Annotated in this window: 13 protein-coding genes; 8 read left to right on the top strand and 5 right to left on the bottom strand. The window is 39.4% G+C overall.

Annotation, left to right across the window (positions count from 1 at the left end):
• The first annotated feature begins 37 nt into the window (after positions 1-37).
• Complete coding sequence (locus tag G3I01_RS09010; protein ID WP_219547118.1) at positions 38-1,438, top strand: amidohydrolase family protein; 1,401 nt, start codon at positions 38-40, stop codon at positions 1,436-1,438.
• Positions 1,439-1,587: 149 nt separating this feature from the next.
• Here G3I01_RS09010 and G3I01_RS09005 read toward each other — a convergent pair whose 3' ends face one another.
• Positions 1,588-3,312: a TonB-dependent receptor gene (locus G3I01_RS09005; protein ID WP_219547116.1), complete on the bottom strand. Its 1,725-nt coding sequence runs from the start codon at positions 3,310-3,312 to the stop codon at positions 1,588-1,590.
• A gap of 26 nt (positions 3,313-3,338) precedes the next feature.
• Positions 3,339-6,359, bottom strand: coding sequence for a tetratricopeptide repeat protein (locus tag G3I01_RS09000; RefSeq protein ID WP_219547114.1), 3,021 nt, complete (start codon positions 6,357-6,359; stop codon positions 3,339-3,341).
• Positions 6,360-6,606: 247 nt separating this feature from the next.
• Here G3I01_RS09000 and G3I01_RS08995 point away from each other — a divergent pair, with 247 nt between their 5' ends.
• Positions 6,607-7,290 (top strand): ATP-binding cassette domain-containing protein, encoded by a 684-nt coding sequence (locus tag G3I01_RS08995; RefSeq protein ID WP_219547113.1) that lies wholly within the window; start codon positions 6,607-6,609, stop codon positions 7,288-7,290.
• Between the two features lie 145 nt (positions 7,291-7,435).
• Complete coding sequence (gene ppgK, locus G3I01_RS08990) at positions 7,436-8,182, top strand: polyphosphate--glucose phosphotransferase (protein WP_219547112.1); 747 nt, start codon at positions 7,436-7,438, stop codon at positions 8,180-8,182.
• Positions 8,183-8,188: 6 nt separating this feature from the next.
• On the opposite strand, the gene G3I01_RS08985 is transcribed toward ppgK, so the two are convergent.
• Together G3I01_RS08985 and typA are read right to left on the bottom strand one after the other, a co-directional pair.
• A complete protein-coding gene (locus G3I01_RS08985; RefSeq protein WP_219547111.1) occupies positions 8,189-8,434 on the bottom strand; it encodes a uroporphyrinogen decarboxylase in 246 nt (81 codons plus the stop codon).
• Between the two features lie 66 nt (positions 8,435-8,500).
• Positions 8,501-10,303: a translational GTPase TypA gene (gene typA, locus G3I01_RS08980; protein WP_219547109.1), complete on the bottom strand. Its 1,803-nt coding sequence runs from the start codon at positions 10,301-10,303 to the stop codon at positions 8,501-8,503.
• 357 nt (positions 10,304-10,660) lie between these two features.
• On the opposite strand from typA, the gene G3I01_RS08975 reads away from it, so the two are divergent.
• Positions 10,661-11,209, top strand: a complete 549-nt coding sequence (locus tag G3I01_RS08975) for a CHRD domain-containing protein (RefSeq protein WP_219547108.1) — start codon at positions 10,661-10,663, stop codon at positions 11,207-11,209.
• A gap of 50 nt (positions 11,210-11,259) precedes the next feature.
• Here G3I01_RS08975 and G3I01_RS08970 read toward each other — a convergent pair whose 3' ends face one another.
• Positions 11,260-11,745 carry a DinB family protein gene (locus G3I01_RS08970; protein WP_219547107.1) on the bottom strand — a complete coding sequence of 162 codons (486 nt, stop codon included), beginning with the start codon at positions 11,743-11,745 and terminating at the stop codon, positions 11,260-11,262.
• Positions 11,746-11,875: 130 nt separating this feature from the next.
• Between G3I01_RS08970 and kdsA the strand changes: the two genes are divergently transcribed.
• The 4 genes from kdsA to G3I01_RS08950 all read left to right on the top strand — a co-directional run bounded on the left by kdsA (position 11,876) and on the right by G3I01_RS08950 (position 16,557).
• Positions 11,876-12,694, top strand: coding sequence for a 3-deoxy-8-phosphooctulonate synthase (gene kdsA, locus G3I01_RS08965; RefSeq protein ID WP_219547106.1), 819 nt, complete (start codon positions 11,876-11,878; stop codon positions 12,692-12,694).
• A 220-nt stretch (positions 12,695-12,914) separates the two neighbouring features.
• Positions 12,915-14,054 carry a hypothetical protein gene (locus G3I01_RS08960; protein ID WP_257710558.1) on the top strand — a complete coding sequence of 380 codons (1,140 nt, stop codon included), beginning with the start codon at positions 12,915-12,917 and terminating at the stop codon, positions 14,052-14,054.
• Between the two features lie 20 nt (positions 14,055-14,074).
• The gene (locus G3I01_RS08955; protein ID WP_219547105.1) at positions 14,075-15,700 is read left to right on the top strand and encodes a BCCT family transporter; all 1,626 of its coding nucleotides are present in this window, start codon (positions 14,075-14,077) and stop codon (positions 15,698-15,700) included.
• 2 nt (positions 15,701-15,702) lie between these two features.
• Positions 15,703-16,557 carry a universal stress protein gene (locus G3I01_RS08950; RefSeq protein ID WP_219547104.1) on the top strand — a complete coding sequence of 285 codons (855 nt, stop codon included), beginning with the start codon at positions 15,703-15,705 and terminating at the stop codon, positions 16,555-16,557.
• Positions 16,558-16,561: the final 4 nt, after the last annotated feature.

Genomic DNA, 16,561 nt, shown 5'->3' with positions numbered 1-16,561 from the left:
TACTTTTAAAATCATAAATCTCCAAATTCAGAAATCTATGAATCGAATTTTCCTGCTTGCTCTTTCCTTTTTGATATGCCTGATTTCCTGTAATTCAGAACCAGAAGAGGTGGATCTTCTTATTACAAATGCTACGGTTCTGGATATAGAGCAAAACAAAAAATGGCCAAACAGGTTTGTAGCAATTCGAAATGATACCATTATTGCGGTAAAAACCATGCGGAACAGTGACGATTTCAATGCTACTGAAGTCTATGATGCCAGGGGTAATTTCGTGATGCCTGGGCTGTGGGATAATCATGTACACTTTAGAGGTGGCGATACCCTGATTTCTGAAAACAAGGATCTGTTACCGCTTTTTCTGAAATACGGCATTACTACCGTACGAGATGCAGGCGGAGATATCAGTGAATCTGTGTTCAAGTGGAAAGAACAGATAGAAAACGGAGAGCTGGAAGGTCCGCGAATATTTTCTTCCGGCCCCAAACTGGATGGCGAAAATCCGGCTTGGCCTGGGTCAATTTCTGTAAGTACTGAAGATGATGTTCAGATGGCTCTGGATTCTCTTGAAAAGATGAATGCCGACTACGTTAAAATTTACGATGGTAGTATCACCAAAGAGATGTATCACGAGATCATTAAAGAGGCGGAAAAAAGAAAGATGAAAGTAACCGGGCACATGCCCATGGCTGCAGATGTGACCGAAGCCGTAAAATTTGGTCTGGATGGAAATGAACATCTTTATTATGTAATGAAAGCCACATCGGGAAAGAAGGATAGTATAGAAAAGGTGAAATCCGGTTATTCTATGATCATTCCTCTTGCCCAAACCTATAATGATTCTGTGGCTGAATTAGTTTTTGATGAACTTGCAGAAGCAGAATTCTATGTCACTCCAACCCTATACATTGGCGAAGTATTGCAAGAGCTGGCAGACGCAGATCATAGTAGAGATGAATTGCTTGATTTTATTGGCCCGGGAATTCAGGAAACGTACCAGGGCAGGATCATGTCTGCTAAACGGGCAAAAGAATCAGGTTCCAGTATGCGCGATTATACCGAGGATGTTTTTCATAAAATGATCAGACCCATGTATGATTCAGGAATAAGGATACTGGCGGGATCAGATTGCGGCCCCTATAACTCCTTTGTTTATCCCGGAAAATCCTTACATCAGGAACTTAAAGCATTAGTTGATGCCGGGCTAAATTCACAGGAAGCACTACTTACCTCTATCAAGAACGGCCCAAGATTCTTTGACCTGCAACATTTATATGTAAAAGTGGATAAAGGAAGAGTTGGAGATCTTATTATACTTTCTGAAAATCCTATGGAAAGTATTGAAAATCTTGAATCTATCAATGCAGTGGTTACAAAGAATAAGGTTTTAAAGGTTTCAGAGCTGAAACCATCTATAACTAATTCAGCTAAAAATTAACAGGATAATTCTTCAGAAATATCCGTCAACGCCTGCTTAGCGAAAATAGGATTAAGAGGTATTACTTTTAGAACGATTTCCTTCAGCTGTATAAAGACAAAAAAAACCGGGCTAAAATTAGCCCGGTTTTTTTATTCAGTTTATCTCTATTAATCCCAGTCGAATTTATATGTGGCACCGGCAAGTACCTGGATTCCCTGCACATCGTAATCCAGCCACTTCTGGTAATTGTTATCCAGAAGGTTACTTCCTTTTACAAAAGCAGATAATCTATCATTAAAACGATATCCTAAATGTGCATTCGCATCGAAATAGCTATCCAGGGTCACGACAGGATCATCAAAAACTAAGCTGATAGACCTGTTTTCATCTTTACGTTCTCCAACATAAAATAGGTTCGCTCCGGTATACCATTTTTCAGTGATCTGATAATCGGCATTCAGGCTGGCCTTCATAGTTGGAAGGTTCCAGGCTTCTGCCTGTTCATCGGTACTATAATCGAAGAACTCCCCGTCTATACCCAATCTGAAATTTCGGTTTACATCAACATTCAATTCCGCATAGAATGAAAGCGTATTTACATCATCATAAACTACGTCAAAACTATTTCCATAAGTATAAGGCTCGCCTTCTAAAGTAGCCGCCTCATAATTTCTCTTGAACAGCGCTTTATTGAATTGCGATTGATAGCTTGCCCTGGCATTATAAGACACGGCATTACTCAGTTTACCTTTACCTCCAAGATATCCTTTATACTCACTATCTGTAGGCTTGATCATTAAAGTTGGAGAAACATATGGGTTCTGCTGATAGAAGTTATAATAGGTATTTTGCTGCAGATCTCCATCTACACCCGCATAGGCGGTAAAATAATCACCGGCAAGCCTGTAACTGGCAGACACCTGCGGATAGATATAAAAACTACCATCGCTCTCCTCCACGTCCATTCCGTATACGAAATTCACTCCAAGATTTATACTAAGATCATCTCTTAAAATTATCAAACTTGGTGCAGCACTAAAATTCATAAATGTATAATCGTAGCCATTATTCTCATCGTAGCCTCTGTCAAAAACGCCATTTACGATATCAGCCTTAATTTTGGTTGATATCAATTCCTCTCCGATCTCAACTTCGAACAGACCTTCGGCATTAAAATGATTTTCAGCAGTGCTATAAGCATCACCGGAATGGCGAAAACGTGCTTTTGCACTATCAAAGAAGGAATCATATAATTCTACTTCGCTCCCCAGGTATACAGAATAATAATTTTGAGCCGGGTCTAATCTGGCAAGTTCAGCATCGCTAACCGCAACAGTTTCAGGCAGACCATACCAGTTAAATAACTGGTGCTCTGCTCCTACCTCGGCCAACCAGGAAAGATCACGATTTCTCATATTATAATTCAGGTTAAGCTCAGTATCATAGAACTTATCATCCAGCCGCACCTCTTCTATCCCTCCCTGGGAAGAATTATGGGTAAGAAAAATGCCGAAATTACTGCTTCTGTCTATTTCCAGATTGGAATAGAATTCTGCAAGGACATTTGAATAATTACCAAATCCAAGTGTAGCATAATTGTCATACACCTTTGGCGGCCTTTCTCTTTCTACAGTAGTGGCTCTACCTTTCGCCGGAGTAAATGTAGAAGCTACCGGAACCGAAAATATTGAATATTGCACCGGCTTCTTCTGAAGGCTTACCGAATCATTTCTGCTGGGTGTCTCCCTGATCTTATTTGCATCTCTTACCGAAGGCGTATATGGTTTAACAACGGTTACTTTTTCGCTTCCAATAGGATCCTGGGCATATAGGACCCCACTAAATATGAACAGACTAAAAAACAGACTTTTCTTGATTGCTTTAATTTGCATATAGCAGTGAATCTATTAGATTAAGTTTAGTTATTTGTTTCTACGGAAGAATTGGTCTTTGCTTCCTGGGCTTTGATCCTGGATAATTCGGCCTCGGCTTCTTTTACCACTTCTGGATACTTCTGAAAGTTCTTGGTCACATTCTCCAGAATATAGGTCGCCTGGTAAGCGTCATCAAGGGCATAGAAATTCTTGGCCATCAATACAAGTCCTTTAGCTCCCCATAATTTATATCCTGCAAAATCCTTGGCCAGGATCTGTACGGCAGCATTTGAGGCTTCGTAGTTTCCATCTTTATGCTTGAAATAAGCATCATAATAGAGGGCCTCTGCGCCAAGTTCTCCTGTCGCGGTTTTCTGAACTTCTTTATAAGCAGACCTCGCTTTACTATCGTTACCAGATTTGATCGCCGCTCTGGCTACCATGATCCTGGCATCATTTCTTGCTGCAGTTTCAGCTGTAGAATTATTCAATACCTTCTCAGCGTAAGCGTTCGCTTTATTAAAGTTACCGGTCTCATAATATGATTTCATCAGGTTTTGCTGAGCGAATACTACATTCTGCTCGTTATCTGCCTGTACTTCCAGTTTTTCTAATAATGGAAGGGCCTGGGCATAGTCTTTTTTCTCCAGATAGATCTCAGATAATCTCGCCAAAGCCTGCTCGCTAAATTCATTCTTAGGTTTAGAAGTCACATAACTAAAATGTGGAATAGACCTTTCTACATTTCCATTTCTGTAATACAGTTGCGCCAGGTAGAAATTGGCATTTATTGAATGAATTCCATTAGGAAAATTCTGAATATATTTCTCCAGATTGGCGATCGCCTTATCGGTATTATTATTCAGGTATTGATTTTCTGCAGCTTCATAAGTGGTGTTATCAAGATCTGCATCGCTTACTTCCACGAAATCTATATTTCTAACCCAGCTGGCATATTCATCGGTACGCCCAAGATCTACATATACATTTCTTGCTGTGGAAACTGCCTGCTTGGCTTCCGGAGTATTTGGATATTCGGCCACCACTTTTCTTAATCGCTCTAATGCTTTATTACCGTCATTATTATTGTAATAAATAAGTCCCTGTCTCAACATTGCTTTCGGTACAAGGGCACTTTCAGGAACTTCACGGATCAATCGGTTATAAGATTCGATCCCCTGGCTAACATTATTTGCCGCCACATAAGTATTTCCTAATTCATACATCGCGTCATCACGGTAAGGTGAACGAGGATATTTTCTCGTAAAGCTGCTTAGCTCTTCGATCTTGGTATCGTTTCTATTTACAAAACCGTAACTGATAGCTTTTTGGAAGGCCGCATAATCTGCATTACTCACTCCGTTATCTATCGCTTTTTGATAGGCTTCCATAGCCGGCCAGTACTGGCTGGTCACATAATAAGTATCACCAAGTCGCAGGTAAGCGTCATTTTTCTTAGCTCCTTCGGCATCCGGGCTGGAGGTATAAGATTTAAAATAATTTACCGCCTGTGAATAATCATTCTTTTTGAAGTAAGCATAACCAATATTGTAATCGAGGTCATCATATTCCTCGGTATTCTTAGCTGCACTCATTCCTTTGAACTCGCGGTATCCAAGGATGGCATCTTCCATTCTATTGATACTGTATTCGCTTTCAGCTTTCCAGAAAGTCGCTTTCGCGGTAATATCCTGGTCACGAGGTTCTTTTAAGGCTTTATCAAAATTCTGTATAGCGGCTTCATAATCACCTTCTTCAAAAAGTTCCAGGCCATAATAATAAGCTACTTTTTGATACGCCTGCTTATCGCTGAAATTCCTGTTGTTTTCCAGTAATCTCATCGCCTCTTCATAATTCTTTGAAGTGATGAAGGAATCGATCAAAAGACTTTCCATCGATTCCCTGTTCTCAGATTCCGGGTATTTGTTCAAATAATTGATCAAAACCTGTGAAGGGCTTTCATAAGAGTTACCAATTTCGTAACTCAATTTGGCGTAATTGTAAAGAGCATCTTCCTGGATCTTAGCGTCGAACTCCATTTCGCTGGCATTCTTAAAGGCGTTCAAAGCTTGTTGTTTCTGTCCAGATTCGAGGTAAGATTGAGCCAGGTGATAATAGGCATTCTGGGCTATAGCATTTTTACCATCTACGATCTTATTGAATTCATTGATCGCAGCTTCATAATTCCCCTGCTTGTAATAAGCATAACCTAACTGGTAATAATCGGTATTATTCCATTTTCCACGCATTCCGTTGTAACCTTTCAGGTAAGGAATGGCTTCTTCATATTTTCCAAGATTAAAGTAACTCTCTCCGATGATCTTATTCAACTGAGGAATCTCTTGGCGATTTGCTTTTGGAAGTTGCTCCAAACCTTGCTCTATGGCTTTTTCAAAATTCCCAAGTTTAAAGTTCATGTCTGCCTGGAAATAAGAAAGGTCTTCAGTATAACGGTCATTACCCTTTACTTCTTCGAAATACTCATTGGCTTCTTCATAATCATCGCCTTCATAAGCGATATATCCTAAATAGTATTTCGCCTGTGCGCCATATTCTTTTGAATCTCTAACCCTGTTCAGGTAAGTTTGAGCTTCTTCAAATTGATTAGCTCTGAAATAAGCATAACCATTATTGAAGTAAAAACGCTCACGATCTTTCCTGCTCATGGCATTTTCGTCTACACGATCATACCATCTTCTGGAAAGCGCATATTTTCCAGTCTGGAAATAATAGTCGGCAACATCAAGGTATGCCGAATTGGTTTTGGTACTAGTAGGATATCTAGTTACGAAATTCTCCATCAACCTGTCTGCGCCGGGTTGATTCATTCTAACCGCCGCGTTAGCAATATAATAAGCCGCGTCCCCTTTGATCTTTTCATCATCGGTTTCATCCATCACCTCATCAAAAAGGTTCTGGGCAGCTAAATATTGTTCATTATTATATAATTCCAGAGCGCGGTTAAAGTCAACCAGCTCGTGGGTATATGCGGCAGATTGCTGACAAACAGCAGAAAATGAGAGAGATATAAAAACGACTAGCAGGTAAGCTCTTCTTAGTGTCATTTAATATGTTTTAGATTGGAATTCAAAGATAATTTAAAGCTTGCTTCTATAACGGTGATTAAGTTCTATAATTATGTTAATGAAAAAAAAAGTATGTAAGCGCCTTTTGAAAAATGTATATTTGAAAGCCCATAATAGGTTATTCTTTAATATAATTTGATCTGCCTACACGCAATAAAATAAGATCCAGGCCGATTAATTTTTGAAGGAGAATTAAATCAGTTTAATAAACCAAACCAATAATTTCATGTCTCAAACTGTTCTGGAATTAAAAAACGCAGCAATCTACCAACGCGAAAGCCTTATTTTATCTGAAGTGGACGTAAAAGTGAACAAAGGTGACTTTGTTTATCTTATTGGAAAGACCGGAACAGGGAAAAGTAGCTTCATGAAAACCCTTTATGGAGATCTTCCTTTAACTGAAGGAGAAGGTCATATTGTAGATTTTAATCTAAGGACTTTAAAGGAAAAAGACATTCCCTACCTGCGCCGAAAATTAGGGGTCGTATTTCAGGATTTTAAATTACTTACTGACAGAAATATTAAGGACAACCTGCTTTTTGTTTTGAAAGCAACCGGATGGAAGGATAAAAAAGCGATGGACCATAAGATCGACGAGGTTCTCGATAAAGTAGGCATGAAAACCAAGGGTTTCAAATATCCCTATCAGCTGTCAGGAGGAGAACAACAACGTGTGGCGATCGCCCGCGCCCTGTTGAACGATCCAGAATTGATCCTGGCCGATGAACCTACCGGAAACCTGGATCCACAGACTTCTGTAGAGGTAATGGAGGTACTGCAGGAGATCAGTAAAAACGGAAATACCATATTAATGGCTACCCATGACTATGCTCTTCTTTTAAAATATCCTTCTAAAACCCTGAAATGTGATGGACAGCGGGTGTTTGAGGTGGTTCAGAAATCAGTTTAATCATTGATTCTGATCCTAATAAAAGAGATGCTGAAATAAATTCAGCATGACGGGAAATTTGAATCACAGCTTATTCTTAATCCTTTCTAAATTCCTTCTTCGAGAATTTCAATTTTGATAACTTGTAGCGACTACAATATATAAAATGGAAATACTCGGAATAGATATTGGAGGATCTGGTATTAAAGGTGCACTCGTAGACCTTTACAAAGGAGAATTGATAACTCCTAAACATAGAATTCCCACTCCAAAATCGCGAACCCCAAAAGCGATCTCCAAAAAAGTAAAAGAAATGGTAGCCCATTTTAATTATGAAGGAATTGTAGGTTGTGGTTTCCCCACTATTATAAAAAAAGGTATCTGCAAAGACGAGGGCAACCTTAGTGAAAAATGGGTAGGTTTAAATGTGGAGGCTGAATTTGAGAAAGCTACCGGACTTAATTTTACAGTGATCAACGATGCCGATGCAGCTGGGCTTGCTGAAGTAAATTACGGAGCCGGGAAAAACGAGGACGGGTTTGTCTTAATGATCACGGTTGGAACCGGATTAGGGAGTGGCGCCTATCTTGACGGTGAACTCATCCCTAATTTCGAACTTGGTCAAACTCCTTATCTGGATTATGAAAAGATCGAAGATTGGGCCGCATCATCTGTAAAAAAGAAAGAAAATTTGAGCTATAAGGAATGGGCCAGCCGTTTTAATATTTTTCTCAATTATACTCATCTCATTCTTAATCCTGACCTCATAATTGTGGGTGGTGGAATTTCTAAACACTGGAAACAATATGAGGACTTCCTGAAAGTAAATACCGATTTAGTTCCAGCAGAACTAAGAAACAGGTCTGGCATCCTGGGTGCAGCCTATGCCGCAAAAAACAAATACAGCTCCTAAATTTCTTTAAGCTTCCTGAACCTGCTTCTTATTGATGAAAAGGTAATAAAAGTTCACGCACACAATAGCGACATTGGTAATGATCACCGGCCATGAATCCAGCAAAATTCCATAAGCAACAAAGAAAAGGCATCCTATACTGTTCACATATCTTAGAGTTACAATATTTCTCATAAGAAAAGAAAGCAGCACGAAGAAAGAAGCCAGGTAGCCTATCCATTCTGTGATGGTGATTCCAAAAATTTCAGTCATGGTATTAGTTTTATTTCATAAAAAAGCCCGCCTTACGGCAGGCTTTTCAATATTATATAATTTAAACTAGATCGCTTTAGATCTTTTTCTTTCATTTTCAGTTAAAAGAACCTTTCTCAGTCTCAGGAAATGTGGAGTTACCTCAACATATTCATCTTTCTGGATATATTCTAAAGCTTCTTCTAAAGAGAACTTGATCGCAGGAACGATCTTCGCTTTATCATCTGCTCCTGAAGAACGTACGTTAGAAAGCTTCTTGGTTTTAGTGATATTCACCACCATATCATCCTGACGTGAATTCTCACCAATCACCTGACCTTCATAAATATCCTCTCCCGGATCTACAAAGAATTTCCCTCTGTCCTGAAGTTTATCGATAGAATAAGGAATCGCTTTTCCTTTTTCCATAGATACTAAAGAACCGTTTTGTCTTTCTGGAATTCCACCTTTTAAAGGCTGATATTCTTTGTATCTGTGAGCCATAATCGCTTCACCTGCAGTTGCAGTTAGCAATTGGTTTCTTAGACCAATGATACCTCTCGATGGAATAAGGAACTGAATGTTCATTCTTTCTCCTTTAGCTTCCATACTCAACATCTCACCTTTTCTCATGGTCACCATTTCCACGGCTTTACCAGAAACATCTTCAGGAAGATCAATAGTAAGCTCTTCTATAGGCTCACATTTAACTCCGTCGATCTCCTTAATGATAACCTGTGGCTGACCGATCTGAAGTTCGTAACCTTCACGTCTCATCGTTTCGATAAGTACAGATAAGTGAAGAACCCCTCTACCAAAGACCATAAATTTATCGGCACTATCAGTTTCCTCTACACGAAGTGCAAGGTTCTTTTCAAGTTCCTTATACAGTCTTTCCTTGATATGTCTTGAAGTAACGAATTTTCCGTCTTTTCCGAAGAAAGGAGAATCGTTAATAGTGAAAAGCATACTCATAGTAGGCTCATCGATGGCGATAGTTTTTAATCCTTCAGGGTTTTCAAAATCGGCAACGGTATCCCCAATTTCAAAACCTTCAAGACCAACGATCGCACAAATATCACCTGCCTGTACCTCTTCGATCTTTCTACGGCCTAGACCTTCGAAAGTATGTAATTCTTTAATTCTTGTTTTCTTAATGCTGCCATCACGCTTCACCAAAGAAACCTGCTGATTCTCTTTCAAAGTTCCTCTTTGAAGACGACCAATTGCGATACGTCCTGTAAAAGAAGAGAAATCCAGAGAAGTGATCAACATTTGAGGAGATCCTTCAAGATCTACCTTAGGAGCCGGAATATGCTCGATCACCATATCTAGTAATGGTTCGATATTTTCTGTCTCGTTTCTAAAGTCATCACTCATCCAGTTGTTCTTTGCAGAACCATATACTGTAGGGAAATCTAACTGCCATTCTTCAGCACCAAGTTCGAACATAAGGTCAAATACCTTTTCGTGAACTTCTTCTGGTGTACAGTTTTCCTTATCTACCTTATTTACAACCACGCAAGGTTTCAAGCCAAGATCGATCGCTTTTTGAAGTACAAAACGCGTCTGTGGCATTGGACCTTCAAAAGCATCTACCAATAGTAATACACCATCGGCCATGTTCAAAACACGTTCTACCTCTCCACCAAAATCGGCGTGACCAGGAGTATCAATAATATTGATCTTGGTATCCTTATAGGTTACCGATACGTTCTTGGAAGTAATGGTAATTCCACGCTCTCTCTCAAGGTCATTGTTATCCAGGATAAGTTCACCCGTAGATTCGTTATCACGGAACAATTCACAGTGATGCATTATTTTGTCTACCAGGGTTGTTTTACCGTGGTCAACGTGTGCGATAATCGCGATATTTCTAATAGCTGTCATGAAGCCTTATTTTTAAGGCTGCAAATGTACAGCTATTTTTCTCTAAACCATCGCATAATGAAAAGATTTTAATTTGCTGTAAATCAGAATATTTAGTCCTATATCTGAAATATATTTTTGCTGAATGCTTTTTGAAAATTCATGAAAATAGCTATGGATTAAAAAATCTCCCAAAAACGTTAAACTTTCAGAGTAGTTTTTTATGTAAACATCCCGTAGAGGATTGCAGAACAGGAAACTCTGCTCACACTAAGTTTTTAAGGCTGTTAAATATACTGCCTTTGCCTGTTAAACCCTTTCTAAAAAGTTTTTGAAGAAATCACATTCTGCCTAGTTTCGAGCAAAACAAAAATTATTATGAAAATTATTAAAGGATTATTTTTAGCAGTATTATTTCTAGGATTCGCAAGCTGTGACGATGACGATGACAATGACGACATGAATGAAATGATGTCTTACACCGCCCAACTTGGAGGACTTAATGATTCAGGCGTAAGTGGAACGGCAACAGTTACTAAAAATGGAAATCAGCTTACAGTAACTGTATTAGCACAGGGACTGGAACCAAACCAGGCTCACCCGCAACATATCCACGGTTTGAGTAATGGTGAAGAAGCAACCTGCCCTCCTGCCTCTGCAGATGCAGATGAAGATGGAATAATCACTATCCCAGAAGGAGCTCCTTTCTATGGAGAAGTATTATTGCCACTTGAAGGTTTCCCAATGGCAGATGAGAATGGAAATATTTCTTATGAAGAAACTTTTACCTTAGGTGAAAATGATGTACTTACTGAAGCTGAGCTTGCAGATCTTGATGATCGTGTGATCGTACTTCATGGTCTTAATAATGACGGTGAGTATGTTGCTACAATTCCAGTCGCTTGTGGGCAATTGGATGAAATGTAGGAGAAACCACAATTAAAATTTAAAACCGTCAGTTGGCGGTTTTTTTTGTTTTAAGATTCATCTGCCGACGGACCATAGGTTGCCGGTACCGAAATATCCAGGAGCCTGAAATAAACGCCCAGTTGTGCACGGTGATGAGGAAACTGATTCATCACCATAGATTGTAAAACATTGAATTTCGGCATTTCAAATAAGGTCTCGCCCTCTTTGGTCATCTTCCAGGTTCTGCGGAATTCTTCATCAGATTTTCTCAGAGAAGTTTCAGCTGCAATGGTATTTTGCTTTAACTCCTTAATGATCTCCTCTACCGAGCCATGATCTGGAGACTTATATCCTTTTACATCCAGGGCTTCAGCCTCCATAGTTCCGGTGATCCAGGCAGGAATTTCGGCAAGGTGGTTTGCGATCTGCTGTATGGTCATAGATTTTTCATGAGGTTTCCATCCCATCTTGTCCTCTGGTATACGATTCAAGAACTTTTCGGTTAAGGCTACTTCCTGCTGTAATTGGGGAATTAGAAATTCATGGATCTTCATAATTGAAATACTTGAAGTTAAACAATAACCTAATTTACTGAAAAATACATTTCGCTCACTTTAATTTCAAAAGTTCCATTAATTGCAATGCGGCATTAATTCAGTTATCTTTGACACAAATTTTGAAATAATGAAACTTGATAAAATACCTAATATAAAACATACCGATAGCAATATTTTCTTCCTACTCTCGGGTCCTTGCGCTATTGAAGGAGAGGATATGGCCTTGAGAATCGCAGAAAAAGTAGTTGCTATTACAGATAAACTGGAGATCCCATACGTTTTTAAAGGTTCTTTCAAAAAAGCAAACCGCAGTAGAATTGATAGTTTCACAGGTATTGGTGATGAAAAAGCACTTAAAATATTACGTAAGGTTTCCGAAACCTTCAATATCCCTACTGTTACCGATATTCACGAGATCAACGATGCGAAATTAGCAGCAGAATATGTTGATGTGCTCCAAATACCCGCATTTCTGGTTAGACAAACAGATCTGGTTGTGGCTGCTGCCGAAACCGGGAAAGTAGTGAACCTGAAAAAAGGCCAGTTTATGAGTCCAGATTCTATGAAACATGCCGTTACCAAGGTTATCGATTGTAATAATGAACAGGTGATGGTCACAGATCGAGGAACTATGTTTGGTTACCAGGACCTAATAGTGGATTTCAGAGGAATTCCAACCATGCGAAAATTTGCCCCCACCGTACTGGATGTTACACATTCTCTTCAGCAACCAAATCAAAGCAGTGGAGTTACCGGTGGAAGACCAGATATGATCGAAACTATTGCCCGTGCCGGGGTGGTAAATAATGTGGATGGATTGTTCATCGAAACCCATTTTGATCCTGCAAATGCCAAGAGCGATGGAGCAAATATGCTGGATCTGGCACATCTGGAAAGACTTCTAACAAACCTTGTAGCTATTAGAAAAACTATAAATTCCTTTTAGCATTAAATTCTTTAAAGAGTAACAAAACCACCTCAAAAAGGTGGTTTTTCTTTTTTTAGGGATTAAATGAAAATTAGAATTTGAAGTGCATTCTTATCTCAATTACCATTAACATAAATTAATATTTCATAGCCGAAGGTCTTAAATTAAGTTAATAGACTAAAAATCAATTATATTGGAAGGTTTTTATGTTAATTTTGAAAATCTACGACCCTACCAAATGACAAAAAAACTAAGCATTTTAGCGACGATATACTCCTTATTTATTTTCTCTGAAAATTATGAAGTTCATGCTCAGGATAAACTTCAGGTGGATGTAGGCGGCGCACTAAGATTCAATTACAATTTATCTTCCTGGAAAGAAGGCCAAAAAGAACGCGGAGGTGATTTTGGTTACGACATGTTCCGGATCAATTTTAACAGCTCCTATAAGGGAATATATCTAGATGCCGAATATCGGCTATACTCCGAAGCATTTGGAGGAGGATTCCTGAAACAGGGTTGGGTTGGTTATCATTTTAATGAGAAGGATGAGATACAGGTAGGACTAAACCAGGTCCCTTTTGGGCTGCAACAATATAATTCTCATAACTGGTTCTTTAACCTAACTTATTACTTTGGCTTAGAAGATGATCATGACATGGGGGTAAAATTTCTTCATGTAGACGACACTTTCGAATATGACCTTGCTTTCTATAAAAATTCTGAAGAACTCCAGTTTGGTGGTGATACCGAATCTTCTCCAAACAGGTATTCCTACGATGTGGTTGGCAGAAATAAAGAAGTGAATCAGTTCAACGGTAAATTGATCTATAAGTTTGGAGACAGCATAAAGAATCGTATTGGTTTTTCGGTACAATATGGCGGTCTATACAATCTAGACACCAAAAAAACCGGTTCTCATAACGGACTTGCCCTGCATTATGAAATGGATTACAGGAACTGGAATGTGAAATTACAGGGTATGATCATTAACCATGACCCTGAAAATTTACCGGAAGAGTCTAACGAGATCCTGAAGATGGGAGCATATGGAGTTCCGTACGAAGTTGCTTCAGATTTTAGTGTATATACTGCGGCTGTTTCCAAAAGTATTCCCGTAAAACTCGGTCCTATTAGTAACCTCGAGTTTTATAATGACTTCGGTTTTATGGATAAAAAAGTTGAGCGATTTGAGGATTCTTTTATGAATGTGACCGGAGTTCTGGTAAGTGCTGGAAATGTATATACCTATATAGATTATGCTGCCGGCTATAACCATTCCTGGCTTGGCGGAAATTTCGTGGATGATTTTTCCACAGGAAATCCTGAGGCAAAGTGGGAAGCAAGATTCAACATTAATATCGGATATTATTTTTAAACCCTACAGAAACTAGATTTATGGCAGAGAAAGTTACCAGAAGTGATGAAAAGAAATCCATATTCGGACTGGAAGTTAACGGTCCGGTATTTTTTACGTCCTCTATTTTCATCATTATAAGCATCGCATTAACCTTAATTTACAAAGAACAGGCAGAAACCTTCTTTGGAGAACTGCAAAACACGGTGGCAGAGGGTGCCGATTGGTTTTTCATCCTCGCCATAAATATCTTTTTTGTGTTCCTTCTCTACCTGGCTTTGGGCCGTTTTGGAAAACTTCGTATTGGAGGACAGAATGCCAAACCAGAATTCAAGACCTTATCCTGGTTCGCCATGCTTTTTAGTGCTGGTATGGGGATTGGTCTTTTATTCTTTAGTGTAGGTGAGCCGGTAATGCATTTTAATTCTCCTCCTATGGCTGAAGCCGGTACTACCGCAGCAGCAAAAGAGGCCATGAATTTCACCTTTTTGCACTGGGGTTTTCATGCCTGGGCAGTATATGCTTTAGTGGGACTTTCTCTTAGTTACTTTACATATACCCGGGGACTTCCTCTTACCATAAGATCTATCTTTTATCCATTCCTGGGGGACCGTATCTACGGAAGAATTGGAGATATCATAGATATTTTTGCCGTTTTGGCAACCTTATTCGGACTAGCTACATCACTGGGATTCGGGGTTCAGCAGATCGCTTCGGGACTAAACCATGTCTTTGGCCTGCCCGATGGCACCACCACACAGATCCTTATTATTGCTGCGATCACTGCGATTGCTACAACTTCAGTGGTCCTGGGTGTAGACAAAGGAGTAAAGGTTCTGAGTGAATGGAATATGAGAATCGCAGTAGTACTTCTTATCCTTGCACTGATATTAGGACCAACTATATTTATATTCAGATCTTTTGTGGAAAATACCGGAAGTTATCTTTTCAATTTTCTGGAGATCGCCACCTGGAGTGAAACCTTTACCAATGGCGACTGGCAAAACGACTGGACCGTATTTTACTGGGGTTGGTGGATAGGCTGGTCTCCGTTTGTAGGAATGTTCATCGCCAGGATCTCTAAGGGAAGGACGATAAGAGAATTCATTCTGGGAGTACTGCTGGTACCTTCACTGGTAACCTTCTTCTGGATGTCTGCTTTTGGTAGTGTCGCCATCAACGAGATCATGTCTGGAAACGATACTCTAAGCCAGGCAGTGAATGATGATATCGCTACGGCATTGTTCGTATTCTTCCAGGATTATCCATTATCGATGGTTATTAATGTGGTTGCCGTTTTATTAATTGCAGGGTTCTTTATAACATCTTCAGATTCAGGCTCCCTGGTGATAGACAGCCTTACTTCCGGAGGGAAAATAGATGCTCCTGTGGGGCAACGAATTTTCTGGGCGGTTACTGAAGGTACTGTTGCTGCTGTATTATTAGTTGGTGGCGGCTTACAGGCTCTGCAAACAGCGACTATAGTTACCGGTTTACCTTTCGCGATAATTTTAATGGTCATGTGTTATTCCCTCTATAAAGGTTTAAATGAAGACCTGAAAAAACTGAAAGAGAAAAAAGATGAAAAACAACTCGAGAATTACGAGGAGATCGTTTCAGAAATAGTGAACAAAAGAAATTTACAGGAATCAGATAAAAAACAGTAATTATGAAAAATATAGATAAGATCCTTGTCGCGCTTGACCTTACTTCAACCGATACAGACCTCATACGGTATGCTTCATTCTTATGTGATACCCTGAAACCGGACAAGATTTATTTCGTACATAATATTAAAAAATATGAGATTTCAGATCTGTTCCAGGAACAACTGAAAAAGCTCGATCTTGAAACATTGATCAGCGAAGAACTGGACGAGAAGGTTGCTGCTCACTTTAAAGCCTCCACTCCAACAAAAGTTCTTATTTCTGAAGACCCTTATACCGAGTCCTTAATAAATTATATATCCCATAAGTACGAGATAGACCTTGTCATGGTTGGTAATAAATCCAAAAGTGAGGGAACCGGGATAGTATCTGATAAACTGATGAGATTACTCAAGTGTGATATTGTCTCTGTTCCTGAGTCGGCCCGAAGTAGCATGAAGAACATCTGGGGAGGAACAGATTTCTCCAAGCAATCGGTAAAGGTTTTCCAAACAGCATCTGTACTGGCCAATCATACCGGGGCGAAGATCACGGCGGTGAATATTTATAATGTTCCTGTACAATTCACCCCATATCTGGATAAGGAGGAAATGGTACCTAAAATAGAGAAACATACCAGAGAGAAATTTGAGAAATTCGCTAAGAAATATAAAATTACAGATTGCGAAATCAAGATAATTAGAGGACGAGATGCGAGTGTTGCTGAAAAACTTACCGTAGAAGCTCAAAAAGGAGACGCAGATCTTTTGGTGGTCGCAGACAAAGGTGGTAATGTATTTTCATCACTTCTCGTAGGAAGTGTAACCGATGAGTTATTCGACCTTAGTCTTAAAATTCCACTATGGGTAGCGAAGTAATTTT

The organism is Gramella sp. MT6, from assembly GCF_019357415.1.
Lineage (GTDB): Bacteria > Bacteroidota > Bacteroidia > Flavobacteriales > Flavobacteriaceae > Christiangramia.
The sequence above is the reverse complement of the archived record's forward strand: the minus strand, read 5'-3'. Positions and strand labels throughout refer to the sequence as shown.